The organism is Paraburkholderia sp. BL23I1N1 (genome assembly GCF_003610295.1).
Lineage (GTDB): Bacteria > Pseudomonadota > Gammaproteobacteria > Burkholderiales > Burkholderiaceae > Paraburkholderia.
This window is the reverse complement of record NZ_RAPV01000001.1, coordinates 1,644,088-1,663,870: the sequence shown is the minus strand read 5'-3', so window position 1 is coordinate 1,663,870 and position 19,783 is coordinate 1,644,088. Positions and strand designations below refer to the sequence as shown.

At 59.3% G+C, this 19,783-nt stretch carries 14 protein-coding genes and 5 pseudogenes; 13 read left to right on the top strand and 6 right to left on the bottom strand.

Going from position 1 to position 19,783, the window contains the following annotated elements:
• On the top strand, positions 1–1,470 hold the full coding sequence (locus B0G76_RS44710; RefSeq protein WP_408901764.1) for a helix-turn-helix domain-containing protein: 1,470 nt from the start codon (positions 1–3) through the stop codon (positions 1,468–1,470).
• Positions 1,471–2,295: 825 nt separating this feature from the next.
• Here B0G76_RS44710 and nifA read toward each other — a convergent pair.
• On the bottom strand, positions 2,296–4,170 hold the full coding sequence (gene nifA / locus B0G76_RS07890; RefSeq protein WP_258875523.1) for a nif-specific transcriptional activator NifA: 1,875 nt from the start codon (positions 4,168–4,170) through the stop codon (positions 2,296–2,298).
• A 162-nt stretch (positions 4,171–4,332) separates the two neighbouring features.
• On the opposite strand from nifA, the gene B0G76_RS43595 reads away from it, so the two are divergent.
• The 3 genes and pseudogenes from B0G76_RS43595 to B0G76_RS43590 form a co-directional block, all read left to right on the top strand.
• Positions 4,333–4,455, top strand: coding sequence for a hypothetical protein (locus tag B0G76_RS43595; RefSeq protein WP_258875522.1), 123 nt, complete (start codon positions 4,333–4,335; stop codon positions 4,453–4,455).
• 148 nt (positions 4,456–4,603) lie between these two features.
• The gene (locus B0G76_RS44705) at positions 4,604–5,077 is read left to right on the top strand and encodes a group II intron maturase-specific domain-containing protein (protein ID WP_181916737.1); all 474 of its coding nucleotides are present in this window, start codon (positions 4,604–4,606) and stop codon (positions 5,075–5,077) included.
• Positions 5,078–5,131: 54 nt separating this feature from the next.
• Positions 5,132–5,453, top strand: a pseudogene (locus B0G76_RS43590) (IS5/IS1182 family transposase); the annotation flags it as partial.
• Between the two features lie 43 nt (positions 5,454–5,496).
• Here B0G76_RS43590 and B0G76_RS07880 read toward each other — a convergent pair.
• The gene (locus B0G76_RS07880; RefSeq protein WP_258875752.1) at positions 5,497–6,504 is read right to left on the bottom strand and encodes an IS110 family transposase; all 1,008 of its coding nucleotides are present in this window, start codon (positions 6,502–6,504) and stop codon (positions 5,497–5,499) included.
• 91 nt (positions 6,505–6,595) lie between these two features.
• Here B0G76_RS07880 and B0G76_RS07875 point away from each other — a divergent pair, with 91 nt between their 5' ends.
• The gene (locus B0G76_RS07875) at positions 6,596–7,657 is read left to right on the top strand and encodes an IS110 family transposase (protein ID WP_116140796.1); all 1,062 of its coding nucleotides are present in this window, start codon (positions 6,596–6,598) and stop codon (positions 7,655–7,657) included.
• A 328-nt stretch (positions 7,658–7,985) separates the two neighbouring features.
• On the opposite strand, the pseudogene B0G76_RS07870 reads toward B0G76_RS07875, so the two are convergent.
• Positions 7,986–8,312, bottom strand: a pseudogene (locus B0G76_RS07870) (transposase); the annotation flags it as partial.
• A gap of 289 nt (positions 8,313–8,601) precedes the next feature.
• On the opposite strand from B0G76_RS07870, the pseudogene B0G76_RS43585 reads away from it, so the two are divergent.
• Positions 8,602–8,793, top strand: a pseudogene (locus B0G76_RS43585) (hypothetical protein); the annotation flags it as partial.
• A gap of 161 nt (positions 8,794–8,954) precedes the next feature.
• Positions 8,955–9,210, top strand: a pseudogene (locus B0G76_RS43580) (IS3 family transposase); the annotation flags it as partial.
• Positions 9,211–9,268: 58 nt separating this feature from the next.
• Here the strand turns inward: B0G76_RS43580 and B0G76_RS07865 are convergent.
• Complete coding sequence (locus B0G76_RS07865; protein ID WP_116140779.1) at positions 9,269–10,216, bottom strand: LysR family transcriptional regulator; 948 nt, start codon at positions 10,214–10,216, stop codon at positions 9,269–9,271.
• 491 nt (positions 10,217–10,707) lie between these two features.
• Between B0G76_RS07865 and B0G76_RS07860 the strand changes: the two genes are divergently transcribed.
• From B0G76_RS07860 to nodC, 4 genes are read left to right on the top strand one after another with little or no spacing between them, the layout of a single operon-like run.
• Entirely contained in the window at positions 10,708–11,355 is a 648-nt protein-coding gene (locus tag B0G76_RS07860; protein WP_120291347.1) for a hypothetical protein, read from the top strand.
• A 35-nt stretch (positions 11,356–11,390) separates the two neighbouring features.
• On the top strand, positions 11,391–11,984 hold the full coding sequence (locus B0G76_RS07855; RefSeq protein WP_105512354.1) for a NodA family N-acyltransferase: 594 nt from the start codon (positions 11,391–11,393) through the stop codon (positions 11,982–11,984).
• The gene (nodB, locus tag B0G76_RS07850; RefSeq protein WP_116140793.1) at positions 11,981–12,673 is read left to right on the top strand and encodes a chitooligosaccharide deacetylase NodB; all 693 of its coding nucleotides are present in this window, start codon (positions 11,981–11,983) and stop codon (positions 12,671–12,673) included. Before B0G76_RS07855 ends, nodB begins: the two co-directional genes overlap by 4 nt.
• A complete protein-coding gene (gene nodC / locus B0G76_RS07845) occupies positions 12,651–13,892 on the top strand; it encodes a chitooligosaccharide synthase NodC (protein ID WP_120291346.1) in 1,242 nt (413 codons plus the stop codon). The genes nodB and nodC overlap by 23 nt, the downstream gene beginning before the upstream one ends.
• 489 nt (positions 13,893–14,381) lie before the next feature.
• Here the strand turns inward: nodC and B0G76_RS42795 are convergent, their stop codons facing one another.
• Together B0G76_RS42795 and B0G76_RS07835 are read right to left on the bottom strand one after the other, a co-directional pair.
• Positions 14,382–14,819, bottom strand: a complete 438-nt coding sequence (locus B0G76_RS42795; protein ID WP_183082012.1) for a hypothetical protein — start codon at positions 14,817–14,819, stop codon at positions 14,382–14,384.
• A complete protein-coding gene (locus B0G76_RS07835) occupies positions 14,819–15,535 on the bottom strand; it encodes an IS6 family transposase (protein ID WP_116140789.1) in 717 nt (238 codons plus the stop codon). Before B0G76_RS07835 ends, B0G76_RS42795 begins: the two co-directional genes overlap by 1 nt.
• Before the next feature lie 99 nt (positions 15,536–15,634).
• Between B0G76_RS07835 and B0G76_RS07830 the strand changes: the two genes are divergently transcribed.
• Positions 15,635–18,676, top strand: a complete 3,042-nt coding sequence (locus tag B0G76_RS07830; RefSeq protein WP_259460527.1) for a UvrD-helicase domain-containing protein — start codon at positions 15,635–15,637, stop codon at positions 18,674–18,676.
• A gap of 125 nt (positions 18,677–18,801) precedes the next feature.
• A pseudogene (locus B0G76_RS07825) lies at positions 18,802–19,537 on the top strand (IS6 family transposase).
• Positions 19,538–19,783 lie beyond the last annotated feature (246 nt).

Sequence of the window (19,783 nt, the reverse complement as noted above, 5' to 3'; positions counted from 1 at the left end):
ATGGCCAGACCAGAACGACATGTGTTTGCTTGCACCCAGAACCGGCCGCCGCAGCATCCGCGCGTCGTCTGCGCAGGCCGCAAGGGCTCGACCGCGCTGCTGAAGGCATTCTGGGCGGAACAGCAGAAACGCCAGGCGCCCGATACCGTCGCGATCACGTATTCGGGCTGTCTCGGCCCGTGCGATCAGGGCACGAACGTGCTCATCTATCCCGACGCGGTGCTCTACAGCGGCGTGACGATGGCCGACGTGGAGAAAATCTTCACGCGTCAACTCGAAGGCCGCGAACCGGTGCGGCGCCTCATCGAAGGCCTGCATGGCGCGCCGGCCGAGCAGATCGACGCAGTCCTGTGGAGCGTCACACTGACCTCTCCGCGAAGCCTTGCCGCCTACTATCTGCTCAACAAATTCCATGCCGGACGCCGCGAACTCGATGAGGCAGAGCACGCGGCCCATCTGGGACTAAAAGCAGCTGCGCATGCCGCCGGGTTGAATGAGGATTGGCAGATGGTACAAGCCGGCGACGCGAACTTCCACGCGCCCGATCCCGCCCGGTCCCGCCCGCTTCTGGCTGTTCACGCTAAAGGCGCTCGCCTTCATCGGCCTGCGGCGCGGCGAACGCGAAACCGCAACACAGTTGATCACACAACTACGACAGCTCGATCCGGCGGGCCACCTCGGCTTCGGCGTAGTGGAAGCGTTGCTGCAACGGTCCGTCTGAGGAGAAGCACGATGTCCAAACAGCCCGCCATCGCATCGTTGGCCGACGACAATCTGGCAGCCGGCGGCGTGGCAGCAGTCGACCGTGCGCTGACCCTGCTGGCTGCCTTCGGCAACGGCACGCACGTGCTGTCATTGAGCGCGCTCGCGGAACGCACGCGTCTGTACAAGAGCACCGTGCTGCGCCTGCTCGCGTCGCTGGAACATGCGCATCTCGTGGTGCGCCGCGCCGATGGCTGCTACGTGCTGGGGTCCGGCGTCGCAAGGCTGCATGCCGTCTATGCGCAATCGTCCTCCAGCGAGTCGCTGGTGATACCCGTGCTGCAGGAACTGGTGGCCGCAACCCGTGAAAGCGCCGCGTTTCACGTACGTCAAGGTGCGCAACGGCTATGCCTGTATCGCGTCGACTCGCCACAGCCTGTGCGAGATCACATCCGCGCGGGCGAGCTACTGCCGCTGGATCGTGGCACAGGAGGCCGGGTGTTGCAAGCCTACTGCCACGAGGGCGACGAGGCACTCGGTCAGCAGATCCGCCGCCAGCAGGTCATCGCGCTAGCAGGAGACCGCGATCCGCAATTGGCAGGTATCGCCGCGCCGGTGTTCGGCCCGTCCGGGCAACTCGCCGGTGTCATTACGCTGACCATGCCCCGCGAGAGACTGGACTCCGCTTGGGCGGAGATAGTGAGGAATTCTGGGCGAACTCTCACACGATACCTTGGCGGAATCAAGCCGGGCGAGGCAGACGGGTAGTGATGCGTGAGGAACGAACTTGGGTTGTTACTCGCTTTTACTGAATGTCTTAATGTTGGCCATTGCGGCCAGCCGCGCTCGATCCCAACTTCGACTCAACGAATGTCAGTACATGGACACCCTCAGTTTGCCAAGTTTTCAATCGGTGATGATGGGTAGGTAGATTGCAACCATAGATTCGGACTTTCAATGTGGCTGTGCCGCTGTGCCTGACGGGTTTCGCTTGATCGGTTCCCCGTCGCTTTCGCACACTCGACGGTGCTCGGACATTCCCGGGCCTTGCCGACCACGCTCTAACCTGTCGTGCCATCACGTCATGATTACCTAAGCAATCGGTCGACTCTTCTCGTGTTGTCAGCGTTTTGTCCTTCTATTAGCCGGGCTGACTACGCAACCGCAGCGGCAGATGTATCTTCTGCCCGGAACTCCCGGTCATCTGCCCACAGCGCCCAGACGGCGCGCGATCTTGTTGGCGTGCGACAGAGTCGCCTCGCTGATATGACCCCGGGCGCGCCTCCAGAAATTCAACGCGATCGAACACCACCGCTTGCGTCGCTGACCGCATCCGGTGTGAGCTGATGGTCGAGCGCGACATGGCCGACGCACCGGCGATGACAGCGCAGCGTTCGCACCACCTTAGTCGAGATACCGACCGCCCCTGAGGTCGGCCGGGCTGTTCTCGACGATTACCGAATTGGAGCCGACTGGGCCGCTTCCGATCGTGATCATGCCAAGGTCCGCGCCAAACCCTGGCTTGACTTGTCTGAGCTATTCGCATCAGTCCCGATGTCGCGGCCCCGATACGCCGCAAGTCCGACAGTGCTTTCAGAAACGCTTGATCTCGACACCGTATTTCCTCAGCGCGTAGCCAATCTGGCGAGGCGTCAGTCCAAGCAGCCGCGCCGCCCTTGCCTGCACCCAGCCGGATCTTTCCATGGCGGCGATGAGACGCTCGCGGTTGGTCATCTTCGCACCACTTCCGAGAGCTGCACCGCCAGGCACTAGCGGAGCCCGCTCGCTGCCGACAGGCGGGACCGCAACTGCGCCCGGCGTAGCAGCCTCAGCCGGGGGCGTACCCGGCTTCACTTGCACTGGTACGATCGGCCCGGGCTGCAGCGCCATCTCGTCCGATCCGCTCTTCCACAGCATCGCGGACAGACACTGGCCGTGGCAGCAGGCAAAGTCGTTTCTCACGATCGCTGGTCCCGGCGCCAGGGTCGCGCTCCGCTGCACGCAATTCTCGAGCTCGCGGACATTGCCGGGAAAACCGCAGTTCATCAACACTTCAATCGCGCTCGCATCGAAGGTCAGCGTACGGCCGTTCTCGCTGTTGAAATTCTTGAGAAACTCAACGGCGAGGAGAGGAATATCACTGCGCCTTTCACGCAACGGCGGCAGCAGCAAGGGAACCACGCTGAGGCGATAATAAAGGTCGGCGCGGAACTCGTTCCTTGCCACCGCGTCTTCCAGGTTCTTATTCGTGGCGGCAACCACGCGAACATCGACCTTGATGGTCTGGTTGCTGCCGACGCGCTCGAATTCTTGCTCCTGCAGGACGCGCAGCAGCTTTGCCTGGAACGAGGCCGAAATCTCGCCGATCTCGTCCAGAAACAGCGTCCCCTTGTCGGCGAGCTCGAAGCGCCCCTTGCGCGAATTGAAGGCGCTGGTAAAGGCACCCTTCTCATGACCGAACAATTCGGATTCCAGCACCGTCTCAGGGAGCGCCGCGCAATTGAGCTTGATGAAGGCCCGCTTGGCTCGCGGCGACAGCTCGTGAAGGGCCTTGGCGACCAGCTCCTTCCCGGTACCGGATTCGCCGCGCAACAGAACTGTGCTGTTCGATTTGGCTACCACCGCGATCTTCTCAAGCAGGCCGCGCAGCGCCGGACTGTCGCCAATGATCCCCTCGACCTGAAACTTCTTACGCTCCTGCGCAGGGTACTTGAGCTCGGACAATTGTTTTTGCAGCCCGTCCCTCCCCGCCATCAGTCGCTCGCGGTCGCTCTTGAATAAGCGATGCAGCTTCACCGTCTGCCCCACCAGGTTGGCGATCATAGTAAGCAGCCGCACGTCGCAATCGAGCCGGAAGTTCGACCCATTGTCCGGGATGCGGTCGATGGTCAGTGTGCCCACGACCTTCGCGTCGATGCGAATAGGAACGCCGATGAACGACACTCGCATGTTGTCGGAAGCACCGAGCACGCCCATGTCGGCGGCACTGAAGCCCGAATGCCCCACTACGTTCTCGGCGACGAGCGGCCTGTCCGTCGACATGATCTGGTCAATTGCCTTCTGCGGCAGGCGCATCCGGTAGCGCTCATCGCTGCCTTCGCTCCAGCCGGCGCCAACGGTAATGTCCGGTACGCCATCATCGTCGAAGAGAGAGACGATGCCGAGCCGCATCTGCACAAACGATTGCAGGAGATCGACGACGTTGGCCAACATGACTTCGAGCCGGCAGGGGGCGGTAAGTACCTTCGATATCTCCAAGATGCCGGTAAGCGCGCTCTCGTACCACTGCACAATAGGGACCGCGTGGTCCGTCTCGGACTTTGAGCTAGGCCTTTCGCGTACGGAAGCGATATGCAGCATGACGACGTCTCCGTTGTTGTGACCATCCTCTCTGTCACCTTGTTCGGATTTACGAGTATTGTGTTGCATATCATCCTCGATCTCGCGCCCTTCACGGGCTGACTTCAAGAGATAACGCCTTTTCATGGCAGGACGGTGAAACTATAGTGCCTTGATTTACTTATTTTCTCCTTTTGCGATCTCGCCGCGCAGATTCCGCCGGGAACGCGAGTTCCATTGATGTCGCTCAAAACAACTGCGATTTGTCTACTCCGGTGCAGCCGATTACAGGTGTCGTCCATCATTGATTGCTGCCTCAGTCTGATGCGCTATACCGATGACTTTGTGATCACCGGTCACTCGAAAGAGTTGCTGGAAGACGAGCTCAAGCCACTGGTCGAGGTCTTTCTGTAGGAGCGCGGACTGACGCTCTCCCCAGAAAGGACCAGGATCACGTACATCTCGCAAGGGTTCGACTTCCTCGGGCAGAACATTCGAAAATATCCAACGGCAAGCTACTCATGAAGTCACCAAAAAGAATGTTCAAGCGTTTCTGACGAAAGTGCGCACAGTCATCAAGGACAATGCATCGGCCAAACAGGTCAATCTAATCGGCCTGCTCAACCCGATCATCGATGACTGGTCGAACTATCGTCGATACGTGGTCTCGAAAGAAGTCTACAGCGCAGTCGACACTGCCATCTGGCAGGCGTTGTGGAAGTGGTGCTGCCGGCGGCATCCGTGCAAGGGCGCACGATGGATCAGAGCGCGATACTTCCATCATGAAGGACGCGGCACTGGGTATTGGACGCGATACTGGTGGACTAACGGCAGAAGGGAACCCAGGACGATTGAGGCTACGCAAAGCATTCGTCGTGTGGACGGAGGATCGAGTGCGCGGGCCAATCTCGTCATGGTCCATCCCGTCTGCCACCAACAGATCCATCGTCGTGGTCTAACAGTAACGAACCTCCTCCCAATCGGGGGCTTTGAAAGGCTTGAGCCGTCTGTATTAAAGGGACATGCACGGTCCTGAGGGGGTCGCTATGCAGCAAATTCGTAGCGGCTACCCGACACGGCGTCAAGAGGTCTCGCGACCACCGCGAAACAAGGACTGATCGTCGGCGCGGGCGTTCGCAGGCAACCCATACGACGGCCACACGCTGGCGGAGCAACTCGAACAGAGCTCCATTCTGTTGCAGGATCTGCCGGGTATGCCGCAACCGAAGGCCGTGCTGGTCGATCTCGGGGTTCGGGGCGTCAATGCCGAAACATCATCAGTATGACTTATTCATCGCGGCAAACGGAAGACCCTGATCAGCACGCAGCGACGTTGGCTCAAGCGACGGCACGCGATCGAACCGGTCATCGGCCATGTGAAGGACGACCACGGCATGCGGCGTTGCTGGCTCTCTTAAGAAACACACCCCAAGTGTCTGATTGGGAATGAGTTTTTCAGACGGGTTGCGGTTGTTCTGTGGCGACGAGCTTCATGCCGAGCTTCTGGGCGCGCTGGGATAACTGCCGAAGAACACGTTCGCGGCAGCGCTCTTCGTAGTAGTCCTGCCCTTGATCGGTGTATTCCTCGCCCTTGGTAAGCATTGTGTAGATGAGTCGCGCGAGCTTGTGGGCGACATCGGTAATGGCCTTCGGTTTGTCCATACGCGAACACATCCGCCTGAAGTACGCGCCCAGTGCCGACTGGCTGGTGCGCAATGCCGTAGCGGCCAGACGCAGGGCCTGGGCCGCGCGGTTAGCGCAGCGCATGGTCTTGCCACTCATCACTTTGCCTCCGGTTATCCGGGTTCCTGGGCACAGCCCCAGCCAGCTCGCGAAGTGTGCCGCCGAGGGAAAGCGTGACATGTCGGCGCCAATCTCCGAGATGACAGCCAGCGCCGTCGTGACGTCGATGCCGTCAATGCGCGTGAGGTCCACGCCGCACATCCTGACCAACTGCGTACGCAGGTCAAACTTCGGCGCGTTGCGTGTCCGGCCGCGCTGCTTGCCCCTGGCAGGTTCACCCTCATGAGTTTGCAGGCGTTGCAACTGTCGCTGGATCTCGCGGTCGCCCTCGGCCAGTTGCGTACCGATGAAGTCGAACGCGTCCACCGCCTGCCTGAGCGCGAACAGGTGCTCGGCACGCCAGGTGCCTTGCAGGCTCTTAGCTATCTCCTCGACGCTGGCAGGGATACGCGCATCCTTCATGCCCGCGAGCGCATGGCCATCCCGCTCGCCGGCCACAATGGCGCGCAGAATCTTCTGGCCCGTCACACCGACTAAGTCGGAGATGACGTTGGCGGGTTGGACGTTCATCTGGGTCAGCGCCTTCTGCATATGCTGGACGTGGCGCGACTGGCTGCGCAACAGCATCCCACGTTGGCGCCACAGCGAGCGCAGCACACAGACCTGGTCGGCCGGGCGAAATGCCCCGCGCAGCAAACCGTACGTCATGAGCTGCTGGATCCATTGAATTGGTAAGGACCTCCCCGATCACCCGGCACCGTCTGGTGCCATCATGGCTGGTGCTACACAACCTTCTGGGAAGGGGGAAGTCATGGACAAGATTACTCGTGTTGGTGTGGATCTGGCGAAGAACATCATGCAGATTCATGCGGTCGACGGCGCCGGCCATGTCGTGGTACGCAAGGCGATTGCGCGCGAGCGATTCATGAGCTGGTTTGCCAATCTGGAACCGTGCCTGGTTGCGATGGAGGCATGCAGCGCGGCGCACTACTGGGCACGCAAGCTGCGCGCGCTCGGGCACGACGTGCGCCTGATTCCACCGCAGTTTGTCGCTCCCTACCGCAAGGGCGGCGTTCACGTAAAGAACGATGCACTCGATGCCGAAGCGACCTGCGAAGCGGCGAGCCGCCCCCACATGCGTTTCGTGCCGGTCAAGTCAGCCGCACAGCAAAGCGTCCTGGTGCTGCATCGCATGCGCACGGGATTTGTGGAGGAGCGCACCGCACTGGTGAACCGGTTGCGCGGCCTGCTGGTCGAGTTCGGCGTGTTCCTGCCGCAAGGTATCAACCAGTTGCGCAAGCATTTCGTCGAGCGCATTGAGGATGGCAACAACGAGCTGGCAGGGCCGGCGCGCCAGGCCCTGATGCGCGGCTGGGCACAATGGCAGTCGCTGGACGACGAAATCGCCTGGTTTGACAGACAGATCGCCGAGCACGCCAGTCACGACCCGCAGGCGCGGCGTTGCATGGACGTATGTGGCGTGGGCCGGCTGACGGCATCGGCCGCGGTGGCGACCATCGTGGACGCGCAGCAATTCAAGAACGGCCGGCAGATGGCCGCATGGCTGGGCATCGTGCCCCGGCAAAAGAGCAGTGGCGGCAAGCAACGGCTCGGGCGCATCACCAAACAGGGAAGCGACTATCTGCGAACCCTGCTGTTTCAGGGCGCACGCTCCGCAGTCCTCACCGCTCACCACCGCCAGGACCGGCTCTCTTGCTGGATCGTCCAGCTTCGGGCTCGCGTGGGCTACAGCAAGACGCTGGTCGCGGTAGCCAACAAGCACGCGCGTATCCTTTGGGCGGTGCTGGCCAAGGGAGAACGATTCGATCCGTCCCACGCGCCCGCTCGCACTGGTGGGGCGGCGGGCGCGTGAAACCCTAAACGACATCACCATAAATTGACTTCGTAGTCGAAGGACGCAACCGACAAGGATAGAGCGACAGGTCAGACCGGCAGCAGGCGAACTCGAAGGATTGTCAGGCGCTACCTCGCATGTATTCGCCGTCCATTGGATGGAGTCCTGCTGCGCGGTTACTACCCGGGCCCGGGCGCGGTTGTGACGGCGCCCAGCAAGGCCGTTTATAGGCATGCAGTCTGTCTCGCCGCCAACCGTTGTCGTTGTAGTCCCTCACTTTGCCGATACAGGAATCAAACACATGAATCACTAAACCCAGCTTGCAAAAACGGGGAGGTCCTTATAGACAATCCAGCACATCGGACTTGCGCCCCGAGACGTTCCTGACGTGACGCGCATTGATCAGCATGACCGTGAAACCACGCGACTCCAGCAGTTCGAACACGGTCCAGTACACGCCGGTCGATTCCATCGCGATGGTGTCGATCCGGCAGGCCTTGAGCCAGTCGGCCATGGCGTTGAGGTCTGCCGTGAAACTGGCAAATTCGCGCACCGGCTCATCGTCCCGATCCGGCGGGACAGCCACAAAGTGGGACGCGCTGCCAATGTCGATGCCGGCGGCATTGGGATGGGTGATCGACAATGCTGCCGCCCGGGACTTGCGCGGCTTCAGGCTGACTGCAGGGTTGCGTTGGGCCAAGGCTTGCTCCATCTTCAGTTGCGGGAATGGCGCTGCATCGGGTACGTCGTTAGCTCACTCTCTTAAACGGGATATCAGCACAGCAGCTTACGCCGTCACGCCGATTCACCAATATCGATGACGTCACCCAGGACCACGCTCAAAGACGGGCATTACGCACCATTGCCTCACCGGTCTTCCGCAGCGCCGCATTCGACTTTGCCACACCGAAGCCACCCTTTGTTTCTTCGGCGCGATTTGCGGCAGCGGGCCGATTATTTCGCTCAAAGGGCAAAGCGGCGATGCGCTACACGCGGTACTGTGCGCTGCCGGTTACAACCTGCGCTGGTTGCTGCGCGCCGTCGTCCGTCTCGGCCGGGGGCCTGGATTTTTTATCCTCGCGGTGCTGCATGGGCTCGCCAATGTCACGCTGCAGCCGAGCGATTGTTCGGCACAACCGCTTTCGATGGGTTGATTCCTGTTCGCCGACAGGCGCACCCTTGGCTTGGCTCGCTACCGCAAACTGAATTTTTTCAGGATCGACTATCTACCCGCACTATGTCTTTGATTCGTGGATAGAGCGATGGCGGCGTCACCGCGCGCAGCAGGGGCCCGGCTTGAGGTGGAGATACTGGCGCACATCAGCGCTCCCGCGAGAGTTATGGGGCCGAACGCCTGCAAGGCACCTCGTAGCGCATGGCTTGCACGTCGGCGTATCCGATAAAGAGACTGCGTCGCAAGCAGGGGGTTGCGTTGCAACCAGAAACGCAAATTCAAGGCAACAACCAGATTGACACATGGCTTGCCGTTCGCGCCGAACCTGCTCGATCAGGCGTTTGCCGTCACCGCGCCGAATCAGGCCTGGTGTGGTGATATCCGTTATGTCGCCACAAAACCCTCGAAACCCCACAGATCCATGCCGCAAAAGCCTTGCTGAAAGATCCCATTTTCTAACCTGGGTGGATTGGTCTTCGCGTGGTCTCACGCGGAGCAACCATGCGTGACGCCTCCTGCAATATTATCTCCCGCATCCAGTTGCTTGCCGGATCACTGCTGTGAAGGGCAGACCATTGGACGGCCTCGGTGAATGCGGGCAGTGGCAGCGGAAGTTCGACGATCCGCAGAGGCATCGTTTTTTCGAAATGCTTGGCCAGCCTGAAGGGCATCGTCCCTATACGGTCAGTGTTTATTAGCATAGGCGGGATCATGCTAAAGCTCTGCACGATGACCTCGTTCCGTCTCTTGAGACCGTGCTCAAGCAAAAACCACTCGTCGATGGAGGGCCGCCGCGTACGTCCGAACCTGACCGAAACGTGCCCCATCGACATGTATCTCTCGAATGTAAGCTGCCCTGATAGCTGCTTGTTCGTGCGGCAGCCTACGCACACGAGTGTCTCCTCGAACAGCTTCGCTTTAGGATGCGCGCTCGACATGAACAATTCCGGCAAGATAAGAAAATCGGCTTCGCCGCGCCGGAGAACCTCATCGGGGTCATCGGCAAGTGGTAGCAATTCGAAGCCGACGGCGGGAGCTTCCCGTGCAATACGCTCCACGATCTTTCGAAAAAATACGACTGCCATGAAATCGGAAAGGATGATCCTGAAGCGGCGATCCGATTTGGCCGGGTTGAAGACGTCCCGGGAAATAACGGAGAGCTGGATGTGCACCAGAGCCTCGCGGATTGGAGCAGCGAGCCCTTCAGCACGCGGTGTGGGGACAAGTTCCCGGCCCCTCATCGTAAACAGTTCATCGCAGAAATAGGCGCGTAGCCGGGCGACGGCCGCGCTCATGGCCGGCTGGCTCAGGTTGATGCTGCGTGCCGCCGCGGTGAGGTTACGCTCGGTCATCAGAGCATCGAGCGCGACGAGGAGATTTAGATCGAGGCCCTTGAAACGCATGATCCCAACTTATCCATAGTGTGGATGTGTTCCATCAAAACAATCGATTTCACGAATTGTACAGTATGGAGGATAGTATTCCTGGTACATCCGACTGGATTTCGCCAACCTGCTGGCGCCTTCGTGGTGCCGGGTAGCGGAAGAAGTGTGTCGTAGAACTGAGCGAAGCCGAGGAAATGACATTGCAGCAGTTGTCGATCAATCACATGCATCGGGGCACGCGAGCGCGGCCCTGTCGCTGCTCGGAGACAGGATCAAGCGCAAGCTTACCGCTGAGCAACTCGGCGTGAGCGGGCAGTCCGTCTGCGACTGGCTCACGCATGGCGCAACAGCGGCGTGGACGGCCCGACGGGCGGCCATATCGGTGGGAACATGAAGCACCACTGACGACGCTTCATCACCTGCACGAAGGAAACGCCGATGCCGAACTCGCTGAACTTTCTCGGCGGATACGGCACCAAATTTCAAGTCAATTTCTCGTGGACGCTCTCATGAATACTGTAGCAAAACGTCGGGCCGGAGAAATGGAATTTAGGCATATCAAAATGGTTGTCGATCTTTGCCCTGACTCCGAGAAAAATCCTCAGGCGTACGCCGAGCATCAACCGAGGCGCATGTCCAATGCGGCCACGGCCTTCGGCGGCATGGACAAGCTGGATCGCGCCGACACGACGCAACAAGCGTCTGGCAGGTCGCGTAGGCGCTTACTACCGGCAAAACTTCGCATAGTTCTCCAAACCCTTTCTATATCGGCCGCTTACCTTCGTACAGTTGAGCCACCGCTCGACTTCGCCTTGACTTCGCGACGAATCGCGAGCAGCCGATTGCAGGTGCCAAATGCATCAGGGACCCGGCCAAATGGATCTCGTGTCAGTCGCAGTCAGATCGTGCGGAAGATGCGGGGGAAGTCTTTGGTAGATCTGGTGCGAAAGGCACGCGCACTCGATGTAATCTCCATCGTGGATGCGGTTCGATCGGCCCGTGAAGCGTTGACGGAAATGCTCTTTTCTTCGGGCTTCATCCCAGAACTGTTCCAGAGTGCAGATGATTTCATGAAATCGAACCGCTTTCTCAGAAAGTCGTTCGCGTGCGTCAGGTCCACCCTCAAAGGCCGGACGGCGCATAGGGGGCAGTCGTGAATTTGGCCGTGTCCACAGCTGAAGGACCTCTCTCCATGCGCTCTCAGGTGCGGTGGAGGCTGGCTTGGGAAAACGAGTTGCGACTCGCCGACCACATCGAACTGTCCGAGTTCTTCCGACAGACCTACGGACCGACAGGGGCGTTTAATGCAAAACCATTCGAAGGCAATCACAGTTGGGCTGGTGCGAGGCCAGAGGTCCGTGCAATCGGCTACGACGCGCGCGGCGTAGCGGCTCATATCGGCGCACTGCGTCGTTTCATCAAGGTCGGCGCAGTCGATCTACTAGTGGCCGAACTAGGATTGTACGCGGTACGTCCAGATCTTGAGGGACTCGGAATCCCTCATTTAATGCGCGTGATGTATCCCGTGTTGCAGGAACTTGGCGTTCCATTCGGCTTCGGCACAGTTCGACACGCGTTGCGGCAACATATTGCAAGGCTGCTCGGCCGACACGGTCTGGCGACTATTGTGTCTGGAGTTCGCGTCAGGTCGACCCTGCGAGAAGTGCATCTCGACAAGCCGCCCACGCGCATCGAGGACGTACTCATTGTCGTCTTGCCGATTGGACGGTCAATGAGCGACTGGCCGACCGGAACGCTAATTGATCGGAACGGGCCAGAGCTGTGAGGCACTGCTTATTCGAAGCGCGTAGCGAGTGCGCTGACATCTCCGGGCGTCGCAGCGTTTATTTGACGTTTGACGACGGCCCTAATCCGCTTTGCACACCGGACATCCTCGATGTGCTGGCGGAACACCGGGTGCCGGCGACTTTCTGCGTCATCGGCGCGTACGCAGCGAGTCAGCCGAAGCTGATCCAGCGAATGATCGCAGAAGGGCACGAGGTCGCAAACCACACGATGACTCATCCGGACCTGTCCAGATGCGAACCCACCGAAGTACAACAGGAAATACTAACGGCAAGCAGGGTCATCAGGATGGCGAGCCCCCAGGCTCCGCTGCGGTATATGCGTGCCCCGTATGGCATGTGGACCGAAGCAGTGCTCACTACGTCAGCGAGCGCTGGTCTGGCGCCCCTCCACTGGTCGGTAGACCCGCGAGACTGGTCCCGTCCCGGCGTGGACGCGATTGTCAGCGCAGTGCTGGCCTCTGTCCAGCCTGGCGCAATTGTACTCTTGCACGACGGATGCCCTCCCGATGAGTTGGGACGATGCACTCACGCTGGTCTGCGCGAGCAGACCCTCATGGCGCTTTCCCTCATGATTCCAGCATTGCATGACCGGGGGTTTGCAATCCGATCGCTTCCTCAACCTCAGCGAACGAACCAGACACCCTATGAACATGCTTGCCGCAACTAGCGCTGTCTCGTTTTATGCGCTGCTCTCGACTGTCTATAAAAGCACGCAGGCGCTTTATGCTCAGCCGACAAACGTGTCATCGCTGTCGGACGGCTTGGTCGACTCCGACGCTCTGCCGGGCGTGGATGTCATCGTGCCGTGCTTTAACGAGCAACCGCGCACGCTCTCGGCGTGCCTGGAGTCCATTGCAAACCAGGACTACGCCGGAAAACTGCGGGTCTATGTGGTTGATGATGGTTCTGCGAATCTCGACGCCGTGAGGCCGGTATACGATGCGTACACACGCGACCCGAGATTCAACCTCATTACGCTCCCCCAAAATATGGGAAAGCGCAAGGCACAAATCGCCGCAATACGCGCTTCATCCGGGGAACTGGTACTCAACGTCGACTCGGACACGACGCTGGCGCCCGATGTCGTCAAGAAGCTCGTATTGAGAATGCGAGACACGACGATAGGCGCCGCCATGGGTCAGTTGACCGCCAGCAACCGCAATGATACCTGGTTGACTCGTCTGATCGATATGGAGTACTGGTTGGCTTGCAACGAAGAGCGCGCGGCACAGGCTCGCTTCGGCGCTGTTATGTGTTGCTGTGGTCCGTGTGCCATGTACCGCCGGTCCGCGCTCCTTCTGCTGCTAGATCAGTACGAGACGCAACTTTTTTGCGGGAAACCGAGCGACTTCGGCGAGGACCGCCATCTCACGATTCTCATGCTGACGGCAGGTTATCGGACCGAGTACGTTCCGGACAGTCTGGGGGCGTATCTGCGCCAACGACTGCGTTGGGCGCGCAGTACGTATCGGGACACGTTGCTTTCGCTGCGCCTGCTGCCCTGTCTCGATCGCTACCTTACGCTGGAGGTGATCGGACTGAATCTGGGCTCGCTATTTCTCGCCTTATCGCTTCTAGCGGGGCTCGCGCAGCTTGCATTGACAGCGACAGTGCCGTGGTGGACTGCCCTGATAATCGCATCATGGACCATGATCCGCTGTAGCGTGGCATCGGTTCGCGCTCGCCAGATTCGATTTCTTGGCTTTTCTCTTCACACACCCATTAACCTCTTTCTCTTGCTCCCCCTGAAAACCTATGCGCTGGGTACATTGAGCAATAGCGATAGGCTGTCACGGAGCGTTGCTGCCAACCTACCACATGGGGGTGGAAACAGGCCGTCACCGGAAACCCGAAGGCGGGACCGAACGCTACAGAATTTTCGGTAATTGCGGCGGCGCTTCGCAGAGCAGATCTTACGCGCGGCCCTTCGACGTTGGTGGTGGCATATGACGGCGTTTGTAGCGACGAGTGATCGTGCACACTACTTATCTTAGATGCTATGGGAGGGCCGTGTCAGTCGTATCCATTTTGCGTGCTCCTTTGCCGAAATGGGTCTGGAAAAGCCGTTTTACTCCAGCGGGCTTACTTCCACCGCCCTCCCATAGCATCTAGAAATGATCGTGCTTTCCGTTGAAAATCTAGCGGTTGGTTTCCAAAATCCCTTATCGACTAACGATTCGTGCATCCGTCGATTCCGCGAAGATTGTGGAGCTACTGAGCCTTACTGCAAGCAGCTCGGCACTCGCCCACCGCCAGATTTTGCACAGACAGGAAGATTCTCCTGTGAAAACTTTGCCGCGCGGCAAAGCGTTCGTACCGCATCTGCATATAAACGTCTCAATTAGGAGTGCTGTATGGATGAACGACATCATTTCTTAATGACACCAGGCCCGTTCGCCTTGAGCGACGAAGTGACGGCACAGATGCAATTCGATATGGGCTCGCGCGACCGGAGCTTCAAAAACATCACGGCTTCGGTGCGTAAACTGATGATCGAGCTGATCGACGGGAATGACACACATTCGGTCGTCCCAATCCAGGGCAGCGGTTCCTACGGTATGGAGGCTGCGCTGGCTACCTTCATCTGTCCGTCTGATTGGCCGCTCGTCTGCATCAACGGAATTTATGGCGAGCAGATACTGAAAATACTGGAGCTGCGAGGCGTGCAGGCCGTCAGCATGAAGGCGCCGAGCGATCAACCGCTCTCGGCCGCCGACATCGCCGCGTATCTGGAGCAGGACCGCACGATGACGCAGGCTCTGATGCAAATAGACGGTCTGGTGGAGGTTTTTGCTATAGAAAGGATACCTCATCAAGAAGACAGGACGGCCTCCCAAACTGCGGGCGCAGCGGTACCTTTGAGGCCAAGATTCGCGAGGCTGAATTGGCCCTTGGGAATACGATGGACCAATTCAATACCTGAGAGAGTAATCGCTGCGTTCCTGAAACGTTTGAAGCCGAGCATGACTTTTGTCCGGGACTCGATGTTGCCATGGTCCTGCTCGACCAAATTATTGAGATATTTCGAGGATCGGACGTTTGTGTCATCAGGCAGCAAGCCATCGGCCTTCATCTCGCGCACGGCGCGGTGCGAGGCTGCACAACCATCAAGCGTGATGGTATTCGGTCGCTGGCCTTGATGTTCGATTGCCTTGCTGAAAAAGGCTTTTGCCGCCTTCACGTCGCGCTTGGCGCTGAGCATGAAGTCTACTGTCTGGCCCACCCGATCCACCACTCGATAAAGATAGACCAACTTGCCGCGCAGCTTGAGGTAAGTCTCGTCGACACGCCGCGACTGCCCTGTGGGCCTGCCAAAGCGGTTCGACCGTTTTACGAACTCCGGCGCAAAGCGCCGCACCCGGCGCAGGATCGTCGTGTGCGCCAGCGACAGACCCCGTTCCGCCATCATCTCGACCAGTTCGCGCAGGCTAGGCTTGTAGCGTAGGTACCAGCGAACACACAGAATGATCACGTCGCGGTCAAAGTGACAGCCTGCGACCAGTTCGTCAAGGCTCTTCAGCTTGCTCATCGTCGGTTCTCAATTTGTTCAGCCTGACACCTTAATCGATTCGCCCCCGCGCTATTTGCACCAGAGCCGTTTCTGTCACCAAGGACTCCATCACTCGCCATGCAGATCGTTGAATATGTCGGCCTTGATACGTCACGAGTGAGCGCACAGTACGAAAAAGTACGTGCCGCGCTCGAGCGCGATGACTTTCGGCAAGCCCAAGTCAAAAAGCTGAGCAATCTTACGCACGGACATTTCTATCGCGCAAAATTGGATTATGCGAATCGCCTGCTGTTCACGTTGATCCGGCACGGCGATCACGTTTGCGCGCTGATGCTCGAAGTCATTGAACATCACGCCTATGAGAAATCCCGCTTCCTGCGGGGCGTCGCGATCGACGAGGACCGGATTCCCGATGTCGATGCGCTTACGTCTGATGGCGCGACGCCGGTGCGCTACCTACACCCAGAGTGCCGGGAAATCCATCTGCTGGGCAATATCCTGTCGTTCGATGATACGCAGGATGCCATCTATCGCGAACCTGTGCCGCTGATCATATCCGGCAGCGCCGGCAGCGGCAAGACTGCACTGGCGCTGGAAAAACTCAAGCAGGTCGATGGGAATGTGCTGTACGTTACCCAATCGGCCTATCTGGCCCAGAACGCTCGCGACCTGTACTACAGCCACGGCTTTGGGCATCCCCGCCAGGACGCGACGTTCCTGTCGTATCGCGAATTTGTCGAGAGTGTGCGCGTTCCGCCTGGACGGGAAGTTGGCTGGCGTGAGTTCGCCTCGTGGTTCACGCGGCAATTGCCATTCAGAGGACTTGACGCTCACCAGAGCTTCGAGGAAATCCGTGGAGTCATCGGCGCCGACGCTAACGGGGCACTCCGGCGGGAGCAGTATCTTGAGCTGGGGGTAAGTCAGTCGATCTTCCCGGCCGATGAGCGCAATCGTCTCTACGACCTGTTCGAGCGTTACCAGGCATGGCTCGTCGAGGCGAACCTGTATGATCTGAATCTGGTTGCCCACGTATGGCGGGCGTTGGCGAGCGCATGCTACGACTTCGTCGTCGTCGACGAGGTTCAGGATCTGACCGACGCGCAACTCGCGCTGATTCTGGCGACCCTGAAAAATCCGGATCAGTTCATGCTATGCGGGGATGCGAACCAGATCGTGCATCCGAATTTCTTTTCGTGGAGCAAGGTCAAAACCCCGTTCTGGCGCGATGAAACGCTCGCCCTGCGGCAGCAGTTAAAGATCCTGCAGACCAGTTTTCGCAACGCCCACGAGGTCACACGGATTGCGAACACGCTGCTGAAAATCAAGCAGCGCCGCTTTGGCTCCGTCGATCGCGAAAGCAACTTCCTGGTCATGCCGGTTGGCGACGAGGCCGGATCCGTAAGCCTGATTGCGGGCAGCGATTCCGGCACGAAAGTGCTCAACGACAGGACGCGTCAATCGACGCGCTTCGCGGTGCTGGTCATGCGCGATGAGGACAAGGCGCAAGCGCGCACGCATTTCCAGACTCCGCTGATTTTCTCGATCCACGAAGCCAAAGGCCTCGGATATGAAAACATCATTCTCTACCGTTTCATCTCCGGGCATCCCGCGCAGTTCGACGCGATCGCGCAGGGCGTCACCGCGAACGATCTGATGGATGACAACCTGGAGAACCGTCGCGCCCGGGATAAGACCGACCGGTCGCTGGAGGTCTACAAGTTCTATGTCAACGCGCTCTACGTGGCGCTCACCCGCGCGACAACCCATGTATATCTGATCGAGTCGGACCTCGGGCATCCGCTGCTGCAGTTGCTGGGACTGCAGCAACGTGTTGAGGGCATTGATGCGAAGACGCAGACCTCGACCCGCGAAGACTGGCTAAAGGAAGCGCGCAGGCTGGAGCTGCAGGGCAAGCATGAACAGGCTGAAGCAATTCGCGAACTGGTTTGCCAGCAACCAGCGGTCCCTTGGCGCGTATTTGATGAGGCGTGGTTGCGTGACACGATGGATCGGGTGTTTCGCCAGCCCGCGTCGGGCAGCAGATCCAGGCAGCAGCTGCTCGAATATGCGTGCAGCTACGATGAGCCGATTCTGGTTAGATGGCTGGCGACGCGGGTGCGTTTCGACGCCGCACGACATCTTGAACAGCAGCGCGCTACGCTTGGGCGCAAACATCTGTCGGCGTATTTTTCCGCGTGCTCCAGGGAGGTCCTGCAGCACTGCGACCGCTATGGCGTGGACCATCGCACCCCGATGAACCAGACCCCGCTGATGGCGGCGGCCGCCGCCGGTAACGTGGCGCTCGTTGAGAGCCTGCTTGAGCGTGGCGCGAACCCCGAAGCGACCGATCACCTCGGACGTAACGCGCTGCACTGGGCATTGCTCGAGGCGTTTCGCGATGCCCGGTTCGCGCGCGGGCCGTTTGCAGCGCTGTATGAGCGGATTGCACCGCCATCCATTGACCTGATGAGCGGTGAACGCCTGGTTCGCATCGATCGGCACCTGTCCGAATACCTGCTGGTGCAGACACTCTGGGCGCTCTTCAAGTCCCGTTTTGCAGTGCCAGGTGGGCGTGCACGTGGGGGATTTGAGGCCGCATCGATCCTGGACGCGTGGCGCGATCTGCCGGACCACATCCTGGCTCCAGAACGCAAACACCGCGAGTACCTGTCCGGGCTGTTGTCGCGTAATGAAATAACGCGCGACTATTCCTACAACCGCCATCTTTTCACCCGTCTCGCGCAAGGGTGGTATCAGTTCAACCCGGCGTTGGCAGTACGGTGCCGGGATGCATCCGATGAGTCGTGGGTCCCCCTCTATGAAGCGCTGAATGTGCGACTGATCGCGGAAAGCGCCGATCCACGGTACCTGAGCCACATTAACGCGCTCATGGAAAAGGCACATCTCGCTCCACTGTCGCCGCCAATCGTCGCATCTGGGGGTCGCGAGGTGCCAAAGGCGCTTCCCTCGCCGGTACGCCCCCTGGCGTCGCACGCCGGATTTTCGGTGGGCGATATAGTCAGCTTCACTGACAAGGCGCTGCACACCCGCACCGGCACAATCGTACGGCTTAACCAGAAGACAGCGGCCATCACTTGCGCTGACTCTGAAGGGCATTGGCGAGTCTCCTACCTTTTGCTACGACGGAGCACGGCATAGGGATGTGGTACAAGCCAGATTTCGCGCGCTACAGCAAGAAGCCCTTCGGCGCGCGTCAAGCAATTGTCGCCTCACTCGTGCAGCGGCGTTGTCACGTTCGCGCGCTGGTCAGCTAAGATGACGTGATGAAAAAGACGAAATCGCTCTACCCTGGCCATCGATTTCCGGCATCAGTCATCAGCCACGCGGTTCGGAGGTATTTCCGCTTTCAACTCAGCCTTCGCGACATCGAGGAGCTACTGTTCGAGCGCGGCGTGGTTGTCAGCCATGAATCGATCCGGTGGTGGACGGACAAGTTCGGCGCCAGTTTTGCGCATCAGGTCAGGACTGCCAGTCGCAAACCGGGCAGCACATGGCATCTCGACGAAATGTTCGTGACGCTGCGCGGCGAGCCCTGGCTGCTGTGGCGTGCAGTCGATGAGCACGGCATTGAACTCGACATCCTGCTTCAGAAGCGCCGCGACAACGCCGCTGCCAAACGCTTCTTCAAACGGGTGTTGGCGGCCTGTCCTGCGGCGCCGAAGAAAATCGTCACCGACCAGTTGCGCAGCTACCCGGCCGCGAAAACGGAGATCCCTGAGCTAGCGAATGTGAAGCACGTTTTCGTCAAGGCCTGCGCGCGCGTGAACAACCGCGCTGAAAACAGTCATCAACCCACGCGTGAATGCGAGCGCCGGATGCGAGGTTTTCGCTTGCCCGAACGCACGCAGTCATTCCTGTCGTGCTTCGGTCCGATCCGCCAACACTTCGCTCAAGCGTCATCTGCTGAGCGCCTCGCTCTATCGCAAACAGCTCGCCGCGCGATTTGAAGCATGGCGTCTCTTCACCGGCATTGCCCAAGCTCCGACCACCGTGTTCTGAGACACGACTGTCCTGACCGATATCTCGTCATGGAGTCAGCAACGTGACAGCGCCGTCGCAACCCCACCTCGGCACATTGATGTCGTTCGGTCCTGGGGACCCCCAAGCGCTCCCACTTCTCCGGAGGGAGGGCGGCGTCCATTCCATCTCGACCGGTCCATGGCCAAATTGCTCTTTTAATTATTTCGAGTATGCATCAAGCGAACAGGTTCGACATTCCATCCGCTAGCGGATGGAACCGATCGA

Coding starts and splice junctions, on each gene's coding strand:
- B0G76_RS44710 (WP_408901764.1), top strand. CDS start 1: ATGGCCAGACCAGAACGACATGTGTTTGCTTGCACCCAGAACCGGCCG.
- B0G76_RS07875 (WP_116140796.1), top strand. CDS start 6,596: ATGGACAAGATTACTCGTGTTGGTGTGGATCTGGCGAAGAACATCATG.
- B0G76_RS07865 (WP_116140779.1), bottom strand. CDS start 10,216: ATGCGTTTCAAGGGCCTCGATCTAAATCTCCTCGTCGCGCTCGATGCT.
- B0G76_RS07860 (WP_120291347.1), top strand. CDS start 10,708: ATGAATACTGTAGCAAAACGTCGGGCCGGAGAAATGGAATTTAGGCAT.
- B0G76_RS07855 (WP_105512354.1), top strand. CDS start 11,391: ATGCGCTCTCAGGTGCGGTGGAGGCTGGCTTGGGAAAACGAGTTGCGA.
- nodC (WP_120291346.1), top strand. CDS start 12,651: ATGAACATGCTTGCCGCAACTAGCGCTGTCTCGTTTTATGCGCTGCTC.
- B0G76_RS42795 (WP_183082012.1), bottom strand. CDS start 14,819: ATGAGGTATCCTTTCTATAGCAAAAACCTCCACCAGACCGTCTATTTG.
- B0G76_RS07835 (WP_116140789.1), bottom strand. CDS start 15,535: ATGAGCAAGCTGAAGAGCCTTGACGAACTGGTCGCAGGCTGTCACTTT.
- B0G76_RS07830 (WP_259460527.1), top strand. CDS start 15,635: ATGCAGATCGTTGAATATGTCGGCCTTGATACGTCACGAGTGAGCGCA.